Raw genomic sequence first — 7,311 nt, forward strand, 5'->3', positions numbered from 1 at the left:
GGTCGGGAGGGGAGCGATCGGGGCCTGGATCGGAATCGGGGGGACGGCGGGCGTCAGGTGGAGGGACATGCGTGCGTCCGGTTTCGAACGGCCCGAGGAAGGCGTGTCGGTCGGCGAGGCGAAGAGCGGTCCGGACCGAAGCGCGCTACCGGTCGCGGTCCGACGGTTCCCGGTCGCGATCGGATCGGCCGCGAGACTCGGCCGAGTCGGTGCCCTCGTCGGGCGCGACCGCGTCCGCGTACCGATCGAGGAACTCCTCGCGCGAGAGCCCGTCGGCCTCGATCGAACAGACGAGCGACTCCAGCCCGTCCCGGGGCTGGTGGCAGAGGTCGTCGTCGCAGTCTGTACAGAGGTACTCGAACTCCTTGTCGCGCCGGTTCCAGCGGTCCCCCTCCTTGTCGTACTCGCGCGCGTCCTCGCGCAGCAGCGAGTCGCCGCACGCGATGCAGGTCACCGTCCGCCGGTCCCGGCTCTTCCGGGATCCCCACATGTGCGCTACCTCGGTCCCACCCTACTTAGCGTTTGGTGCGGAGCGGTCAGACCTGCGTCGCACGGGCGTCGTTCGAGGCGGACGCCGGCGACGTGCACACCTATAACGCTGGCACCGCTCCCCCCGGTATGACGATCCGCGAATCCGACCTCCCCGGCGTCGGGAAGAAGTTCGAGATCGAACTCGACGACGGCGAGATGATCGTCGTCATCCACAACACGGGTAAACGCGAGCTGTTCCGCCGCCCCGACCCGGACGCCGACTCGGAGAAGGTGTTCGAGTTCGGCGACGACCTCGCCCGGACGATCGGGTCGATCGTCGAGGGCGCGTACTTCCAGCCGGTCGAGCCCGACACGCAGGAGACGACCCTGCCCGGCGGCATCCTCCTGGAGTGGTACGAGATCCAGCCGGGGTCGCCGCTGATCGGCGAGACGCTGGAGAGCGCGGACATCGGCGACCGAACCGGGCTCGCCGTCGTCGCGCTCCAGCGCGGCGACGGGGTCGTCGACAGCCCGAGCGCGGACACCACGCTCCGCGAGGGCGACACGGTCATCGGGGTCGGGACGCCCGAGGACTGCGCGGCGTTCGAGGAGCTCCTCACCGGATGAGCGGCCGCGACGACGCGGTCGGGGCGGCCCCTCGGGTCGCCCGTCTCGGGGGTAGCCGGTAGTGGCGCTGCTCGACGTCGGCGTCATGTTCGCCGCGGTCGCGGTCGCCGGGTGGGTCGCGAACCGCGCCGGTCAGTCCGTGATCCCCTTCTATATCGTCGCCGGGATGCTACTCGGGGAGTTCGTCCTCGGCCGGCTCTCCCTGCCGGCGGTCGGGACCGTCTACGTCCCCGAGACGGAGTTCATCGCGCTCGGCGCGGAGCTCGGGATCGTCTTCCTCCTGTTTTTCCTCGGGCTGGAGTTCAACCTCGACCGCCTGCTCGCGCGACGGCGCCAGATCGGGACCGCGGGGACGATCGACCTCGCGAACTTCGGGGCCGGGCTCGTCCTCGGGTGGCTCGTCTTCGGCGCGTTCCTCCCGGCGTTTCTGACCGCCGGGATCGTCTACATCTCCTCGTCGGCGGTGATCACGAAGTCGCTCATCGACCTCGGCTGGATCGCCAACGACGAGGCGGAGCCGCTGCTCGGGACCCTCGTCTACGAGGACCTGTTCATCGCCGTTTACCTCGCCGTGGCCTCGGCGCTCGTGCTCGGCGGCGGCGACGTGGGCGCGGCCGCGGTCGACGTCGGTATCGCCATCGGGTTCATCCTCGTGCTGCTAGGGGCGGTCCAGTTCGGCACGCCCGCGTTCGACCGGCTGCTGGCGACCGACAACCCGGAGTTCGTCGCGCTCAGGTCGATCGCGACCGTGGTGCTCGTCGCCGGCGCGGCGCTCGCGCTCGGCGTCAGCGAGGCGGTCGCCGCCTTCTTCGTCGGGATGGCGTTCGCGTCGACGGAGTACGCCCACGGGGTCGAGACGCTGCTCGAACCCGTCCGCGACACGTTCGCGGCGGTGTTCTTCTTCTGGATCGGGCTCGTCACCGACCCGCTCCTGTTCGGCGGCGTGGCGGCGCTGATCGCGCTCGCGGTGCTCGTGACGACGCCGACGAAGCTCGTCACCGGCTTCTTCGCCGGGCGCGCCTTCGACCTCGACGCCAAGCGCTCGACCCGCGTCGCGCTCGGGATGACGACCCGCGGGGAGTTCTCGCTGATCATCGCGACGGTCGCCGTGACCGGGGCCGAGGCGGGGACGTTCGACCCGGCGGTCGCGCAGACGATCAACGCGTTCGCGGTCGGCTACGTCCTCGTGATGGCGATCCTCGGCACGACGCTGATGCAGTACTCCGGGCCGTTCGAGTCGGTCGCGGTCTCGTGGCTGGATCGCGGTGCCGGTGATGCGGATGGCGATCGTTTATAAATAGCCGACGATGGATCGACGGTAAACACCTCCAAAGCCCCAGCCGGGAGGCGGGCGCACGCTCGCTGCGGTCCTCGGTCGCTCACTCCGTTCGCTCCCTGTGGTCCTTACGTCGTCATCAGAACGCTCCGCGTTCTGATTGGCTCACGAGAGCGGAGCTCTCGTGAACGCCTGCGCCCGCCTCCCGGCTGCCCCTTTGAGTCCCACCCCGCACGGCACCGCAACCGCACCTCACGCCTCCCCAGCCTCGTCGCTGGCACCCTCCGCTTCGCTTCGGGAGCCAGCGACTCCCTCGCGCGGCGCTCTTCGCGGCCGCCATCGGCGGCCGCTCGGAGGCGCGCGCCACCGCACTATCGTTTATTTATAAATAGTCGCCGTCGGCGGTCGCTTAGGCCTCTTCGCTCGCCAGTTCTTCGAACACGGCGTCGACCATCTCGCCGGTGTCCTCGACGATCGCGTCCATCTCGTCGTCGTCGACGGGCATGCCGAGGAGGCGCGCGATCTTCATGATCGAGACGTGGTAGACGACCTGCTCGCCGGGGGACTCCTCCCAGACGATCATGTTACACGGGAACAGCCCGCCGATGCGCTTGTCGGTCGCGTCGAGCGCGCGGTCCGCCATCGCGGGGTTGCAGGCGCCGAGCACGTAGTACGGGTCCCGGTCGGCGTCCACCTTCTCGTTCAGCATGTCGGACGGGGAGAACTCGACCGGGATGCCGAAGCCGGCGTCGAGGCACACCTCGCGGACGCGCTCGACCGCCGACTCGTGGTCGGTCGACAGCGTCGCTCGCTTCTCGCCGTACTCCTCGGGGTCGATTTCGTGCGGATCGAAGGGAATCGCCATGCGTCGACTCCGCCTCGCCGAGTTAAAAAGGGCGCGGCGGCCGGGAACGGCGGCGCGGGCTACTCGGTCGCGACCGGGCCGCGCCCGACGAGCTTCTCGACCTCGGCGACGAACTCGCTGCGGCTCTCGAACAGCGGTACCTCGGAGTCCGCGAGGACGTCGTCGAGGTCGCGGGGGCCGTCCGGGCTCCGGACCGCGGCGTCGCCCTCCTGCGCCGCGACGTCGCTGCGCGTCGCGGGCCACGTGAGCCGTGACGCGACGCGGGCGATCGGCTCGCCCGCCACGTCCGGTCCCTCGCCGAGCTCGACGGCCGGCTCGCTCTCCTCGGCCTCGTCGTTGTCGCTCATACCCCGCGGTTCCGCTCCGGCGACACTAATGGTTTCGATGCGAATCGGATCGTGCCCTCACGCGCCGCGCGGCCTTGGATTCGCCCGTTCGATCGATTTCCGTGACTCTCAACCGAGATCGGCCCACGATCTGGTCGGACATCGCCCGTCTGACGACCGACAAACAAACCCGAAATAATTCGGTATCACAACTATATCAGTCGGCAATAAGTTCCGATTGCGGAGTAAGCACACGACTCCCGTATCTCGCGTCGGGTCCCTGCGCGCCGATATTTCGGGTCTCACTGTCACACTCCCCCTTCGCGTCCCGTTCCTCGCCCGCTTCGTCTCTCCCACGCCCGCTTCGTCTCTCCCTCGCGCGCTCTTTCGCTTCGCGGACACGGACCTTTCCCCCGCGGCCGGACGGACCGGTCACCGCCAGCCGCGGTCGGTGTCGTTCAGTCGCTCGCAGCCGTCCGCCGTGACGACGACGAGGTCCTCGATCCGGCAGCCGAACCGTCCGTCGAGGTAGACCCCCGGCTCGACGGAGAACACCATCCCCGGCTCGAGCTCCCGGTCGTTGCCCGCGACGATGTACGGCTCCTCGTGGACGTCGAGCCCCACCCCGTGTCCGGTCCGGTGGACGAACGCGTCGCCGTACCCCGCCGACTCGATCACCTCCCGCGCCGCCCGGTCGACCGACGCGGCCGCGACGCCCGGCGCGACGGCGTCGACCGCGGCCGCCTGCGCCTCCCGAACCGCCTCGTGGACGCGCTCGTACTCCGCCGGGGGGTCGCCGTCGAAGGCGAGCGTGCGCGTCTGGTCGGAGGGGTAGCCGCCGACGCGCGTCCCGAAGTCGAGCACGGCGGGCTCGCCGGCCCGGATCTCTCGGTCGCCGTGGCCGTGGTGCGGCTTCGCCCCGTTCGGGCCCGACCCCACGACCGTCTCGAACGAGACGCCGGTCCCGCCGTGCGCGGCCAGCCGGTCGGCGATCCACGCGGCGAGGTCGCGCTCGGTCATTCCGACCGCGTCGGCGCCCAGCTCGCGGAGGTCGCGCACGGTCGCGTCCGCGGCGGCGGCCGCCTCGCGCAGCGCCGCCACCTCGGCGTCGTCCTTGCGGACCCGGAGGTCGGCGAGCGCCTCGCTCGCGAGCCCCCAGGTCGCGTCCGGCGCCGCCGCGCGGAGGTCCTGCGTGAACGCCGCCCACATCGTGTCGTCGACGAGGAGGCGCCCCTCGCGGAGGCCGCGGTCGGCGAGCAGGTCGCGCGCGGCCGCCACCGGATCGTCGCCGTCGGCCCACGTCCGGACGTCGGCGACGCTCGTCTCCTCGCGCACCTGCGTCTCGTACAGGTCCGGAACGAGGAGAGCGGGCGCGGTCCCGTCGCTCCGCGCGGCTCCGTCCCCGCTGTCGTGCCCGCCGCCGTCGCCCGCGGTCGGCACGGCGAGCAGGAAGTGCCGCTCGCTCGGCTCCTCCTCGAACCCGGTGAGGTACTGGAGGTTCCGGCTCGGGAAACAGACCAGTCCGTCGGCGTCGACCGCTCGCAGCCGCGCCGCGGCGCGTTCGCGGCGGTCCGCGTGGGTGTCGTCGGTCATAGACGACCTCGGCCCGGCGGTCGCATATAAGTAGGGTGTCGTTGACGCCGAGGCAAGCGGCTCGTAACCATGTGCCTGCCCGTGCAATATGTGAGCATGAGCATCGAGAACGCGTCGACGTTCGACTGCCCGGAGTGCGACGTGACCGCACCCTCCGCGTCCGTCCCGTACGACACCCTCGGATACGCGGTCTGTCCGGTCTGCTCGTACGCGACCGGCCCGGTCGACCGAGACTGACGGTCGACCGAGACTGACGGCCGCTCGACGGCCCCGCCGCGACGACTGCGCCTCGACGACCGCGCCTCGACGGCCCCGCCGCGACGACCGCGCCCGAACCGGGCCGTTTTAGCCGCCGCGCCGGCCTCCTGGGGTATGAGCTGGTCTCTGGGACGCGAGGACGAGGCGATCACCGAGTGGGAGCGCTCCGACGGCTACGCGACGGTCCGCGTCCGCGAGCGCGCCGACGGCGGGTTCGTCGTCCGCCTCGACGTGATGGAGCAGGCCGTCGACGAGTCGGCCTACGAGCGCGAGCGCTTCGACGACCGCGAGGCCGCGCTCGACCGCGCCGCCGAGTGGCGCGAGGAGCGGACCATCGAGGACTGACCCGGTCGGTTCGGTCCCGCTCCTCCCGCCCGACCCTCACCGCCTCAGATCGGCCCCACGTCGTCGGCGAGGAACGCCTGACACTCGACGGTCCGCCCGTCGGGGTCCTCGGCGAAGAACTGGTAGATGTCGTACCGCTCGTTCTCCCTCGGTTCCTCGACCGCGCCGGGCGCGCTCGCGTCGTCCCGGCGGTCGCTCGCCTCTGCGAGGCGCTCCCGCACGTCGTCGACCGTTTCGCGGTCGGGGTAGACGAACGTGAACGTCCCGCACGCCTCGGTCTCGTCGCGGTCGCAGAAGCCGAACAGGAGGTTGTCGTGGCGGAGGATCGTGCAGTCGGGCTGTTCGAGCCACGTCTCGGCGCCCAGTTCCTCGCGGTAGAAGTCGACGACGCCGCCTCGGTTCTCCGTTCCGTGGAAGACGATCCCGGACATGCCCGAGGCGTCGCGTCCCGATCACTTCACCGCTCCGGGTGTACCGGCGCGTCGAACCCGCCCCTCACGAGCGGCTTCGCGACGTGCCGTCGGGCGCTCGGGGGGACCTCGTACCAGCCGGGCTCCAGCTCGCGGTCGATCTCGTGAGCGACCTTTCCGGGCGCGTCGGTGCCGCAGTCCCGGCAGCGGTACCCCTGTCCCCGGCCCGCCGAGGACATGGATCGACCGCAGTCCGGGCAGGTCGGCACCGCCGGCTCGGTCCGCACGAGGTCCCGGACGGCGAACTTCTCCAGCTTGAGCGTCGCGGTCGGTCCCTCCGCCTCACCCGCCGACCGTTCCCGTCGCTCGTGTTCGCCGCACAGGGTCACCCGGTCGCCGGGTCGGAGGGCGCGCACCCGGTCGCGGAAGCGGCCGGTCGGCGCGAAGGCGACGCAGCGGAGCCGCCCGCCGCCTCCCGCGGAGCGTTCCCCGGGCGCCGCGACGTCGACGTGGACGTGACCCCCCCGTTTCGTCTCCGGTTCGCCCGCGACCGCGCCGGCGACTCGGTAGCCCGCGCCGTCGCGGAGGTCGCCGATCCGCCCGGGCGCGAGGTGGGCGTCGGTCCCCTGATTGGTGAGGAAGGTCGCGGCGCGCTCGACCGGCTCGCTCTCGACGGCCTCGGCGACCTCCCGGCACGCCGCCGGGTCGTCGCCGCGGATGCCGTGGAGGATCGGACCGGGGGCGTTGGGGACGCAGACCGCCGCGCCCGTCTCGCGGTCGACGGTGTCCCAGACGGTCGGGTACCCCGCGTCGGCCGCGGCGAAGACGCTCTCGACGTCGACCTCGCGGGGCGTCCCGCAGCGGTCCAGCTCGCGGTACGAGATCCGCTCCGCCGTCCAGTCGTCGAACGCGGCCGGGGCGCCGACCGCCGCGAGCGCGCCGATCCGGCCGCGGCCGGCGACCGCCTCGTCCCCCGTCTCACCGCCGGTCCCGAACGCGGCGTGTCGGTAGCCGCGCGCGTCGGCGATCGACAGCGCCTCGTCGAGCGAGAGCCGGCGCCGGAGCGCGCGGCGGGCGAAGTCGGCGACGTCGTCCGGGATCCGCGACGTCGACGAGGCGGCGCCGGCGTCCTCCGGGGCC

The 7,311-nt window shown here is 71.8% G+C and carries 10 protein-coding genes; 4 read left to right on the top strand and 6 right to left on the bottom strand.

Annotated elements, in window-relative coordinates; all coding sequences use genetic code 11:
• Positions 1-145 precede the first annotated feature (145 nt).
• On the bottom strand, positions 146-490 hold the full coding sequence (locus DJ74_RS12315; RefSeq protein ID WP_094524247.1) for a hypothetical protein: 345 nt from the start codon (positions 488-490) through the stop codon (positions 146-148).
• A gap of 128 nt (positions 491-618) precedes the next feature.
• Here DJ74_RS12315 and DJ74_RS12320 point away from each other — a divergent pair, with 128 nt between their 5' ends.
• Positions 619-1,098, top strand: a complete 480-nt coding sequence (locus DJ74_RS12320) for a cation:proton antiporter regulatory subunit (RefSeq protein WP_094524248.1) — start codon at positions 619-621, stop codon at positions 1,096-1,098.
• Positions 1,099-1,159: 61 nt separating this feature from the next.
• Positions 1,160-2,395: a cation:proton antiporter gene (locus tag DJ74_RS12325; RefSeq protein WP_094527432.1), complete on the top strand. Its 1,236-nt coding sequence runs from the start codon at positions 1,160-1,162 to the stop codon at positions 2,393-2,395.
• Positions 2,396-2,783: 388 nt separating this feature from the next.
• Here DJ74_RS12325 and DJ74_RS12330 read toward each other — a convergent pair whose 3' ends face one another.
• The 3 genes from DJ74_RS12330 to DJ74_RS12340 all read right to left on the bottom strand — a co-directional run bounded on the left by DJ74_RS12330 (position 2,784) and on the right by DJ74_RS12340 (position 5,158).
• On the bottom strand, positions 2,784-3,239 hold the full coding sequence (locus DJ74_RS12330) for a DUF302 domain-containing protein (RefSeq protein ID WP_094524250.1): 456 nt from the start codon (positions 3,237-3,239) through the stop codon (positions 2,784-2,786).
• Between the two features lie 59 nt (positions 3,240-3,298).
• Entirely contained in the window at positions 3,299-3,586 is a 288-nt protein-coding gene (locus tag DJ74_RS12335) for a DUF5789 family protein (protein ID WP_094527433.1), read from the bottom strand.
• Positions 3,587-3,997: 411 nt separating this feature from the next.
• The gene (locus DJ74_RS12340; RefSeq protein WP_094527434.1) at positions 3,998-5,158 is read right to left on the bottom strand and encodes a M24 family metallopeptidase; all 1,161 of its coding nucleotides are present in this window, start codon (positions 5,156-5,158) and stop codon (positions 3,998-4,000) included.
• A gap of 96 nt (positions 5,159-5,254) precedes the next feature.
• Here DJ74_RS12340 and DJ74_RS19230 point away from each other — a divergent pair, with 96 nt between their 5' ends.
• Positions 5,255-5,395, top strand: coding sequence for a hypothetical protein (locus DJ74_RS19230; RefSeq protein WP_170938333.1), 141 nt, complete (start codon positions 5,255-5,257; stop codon positions 5,393-5,395).
• Positions 5,396-5,530: 135 nt separating this feature from the next.
• On the top strand, positions 5,531-5,761 hold the full coding sequence (locus DJ74_RS12345) for a hypothetical protein (RefSeq protein ID WP_094524253.1): 231 nt from the start codon (positions 5,531-5,533) through the stop codon (positions 5,759-5,761).
• A gap of 44 nt (positions 5,762-5,805) precedes the next feature.
• Here the strand turns inward: DJ74_RS12345 and DJ74_RS12350 are convergent, their stop codons facing one another.
• Positions 5,806-6,192, bottom strand: coding sequence for a glyoxalase (locus tag DJ74_RS12350; protein ID WP_094527435.1), 387 nt, complete (start codon positions 6,190-6,192; stop codon positions 5,806-5,808).
• Between the two features lie 26 nt (positions 6,193-6,218).
• Positions 6,219-7,311: DUF1743 domain-containing protein (locus DJ74_RS12355; protein ID WP_094527436.1), on the bottom strand; the 1,093-nt coding region annotated here is incomplete at its 5' end.

It is taken from the genome of Halorubrum sp. Ea8, from assembly GCF_002252925.1.
Classification (GTDB): domain Archaea; phylum Halobacteriota; class Halobacteria; order Halobacteriales; family Haloferacaceae; genus Halorubrum.

Coding starts and splice junctions, on each gene's coding strand:
- DJ74_RS12315 (WP_094524247.1), bottom strand. CDS start 490: ATGTGGGGATCCCGGAAGAGCCGGGACCGGCGGACGGTGACCTGCATC.
- DJ74_RS12320 (WP_094524248.1), top strand. CDS start 619: ATGACGATCCGCGAATCCGACCTCCCCGGCGTCGGGAAGAAGTTCGAG.
- DJ74_RS12330 (WP_094524250.1), bottom strand. CDS start 3,239: ATGGCGATTCCCTTCGATCCGCACGAAATCGACCCCGAGGAGTACGGC.
- DJ74_RS12335 (WP_094527433.1), bottom strand. CDS start 3,586: ATGAGCGACAACGACGAGGCCGAGGAGAGCGAGCCGGCCGTCGAGCTC.
- DJ74_RS12340 (WP_094527434.1), bottom strand. CDS start 5,158: ATGACCGACGACACCCACGCGGACCGCCGCGAACGCGCCGCGGCGCGG.
- DJ74_RS19230 (WP_170938333.1), top strand. CDS start 5,255: ATGAGCATCGAGAACGCGTCGACGTTCGACTGCCCGGAGTGCGACGTG.
- DJ74_RS12345 (WP_094524253.1), top strand. CDS start 5,531: ATGAGCTGGTCTCTGGGACGCGAGGACGAGGCGATCACCGAGTGGGAG.
- DJ74_RS12350 (WP_094527435.1), bottom strand. CDS start 6,192: ATGTCCGGGATCGTCTTCCACGGAACGGAGAACCGAGGCGGCGTCGTC.